Genomic DNA, 658 nt, shown 5'->3' with positions numbered 1-658 from the left:
ACCAATATTTTATTTGGCAGTATTGTTGGAATCAGTAGTAGTGAAGTTTACCAAATAGTTTTCCTTGCCTTGACTGTCCTTTTTGTGATGATCCTGCTTTATCGAAGATTAAAATTTACTTCTTTTGATCCGGAAGGTGCTGGAATTGTTTATAAGCATGAAAATATTCTTTCTATTTTGTTTTTGGTAATTTTGGCAATGTCTGTTAGTATTTCTTCTCAAATTGTTGGTTCTTTGTTGGTTTTCGTTCTAATAACTTTACCAGCAGCCAGTGCCCAAAATTTTTGCAAATCGGTTTTTGGAGAAATTATTTTCAGCACAGTCTTAGCTCTTATCGGAACCTGGATTGGGCTTTATTTAAGTTATGTCACAAATTGGCCGGTTACTTTATTTATCGCTCTTTTCGAAGCAATGGTTTTTGTTTTTTCTCTTGCAGGAAAACAAATTATTCAGCATATTTGATATTTAATGGCACTACTTTATATTTATATGAATAGTAAATATCCATAATTCGCCAAAATGATCTTTTTAGCAATATAATAATTTTGTCTATTGTTTACGAAATTAAGATGAATTAGTTTTCCTAGTTAATGAATTCATTGGGAGGAACAAAGCAAATTGATTAAAATTGTGACAGATTCGACTGCTCAATTAACGG

1 protein-coding gene is annotated in these 658 nt (G+C 31.3%); it reads left to right on the top strand.

Annotated elements, in window-relative coordinates; translation table 11 throughout:
• Positions 1–462, top strand: a 462-nt coding sequence (locus KH893_RS11330; RefSeq protein ID WP_281166215.1) for a metal ABC transporter permease, incomplete at its 5' end; no start/stop codon positions are given.
• Positions 463–658: the final 196 nt, after the last annotated feature.

The sequence above is a fragment of the Liquorilactobacillus sicerae genome (genome assembly GCF_029916425.1).
Lineage (GTDB): Bacteria > Bacillota > Bacilli > Lactobacillales > Lactobacillaceae > Liquorilactobacillus > Liquorilactobacillus sicerae.
The sequence above is the reverse complement of the archived record's forward strand: the minus strand, read 5'-3'. Positions and strand labels throughout refer to the sequence as shown.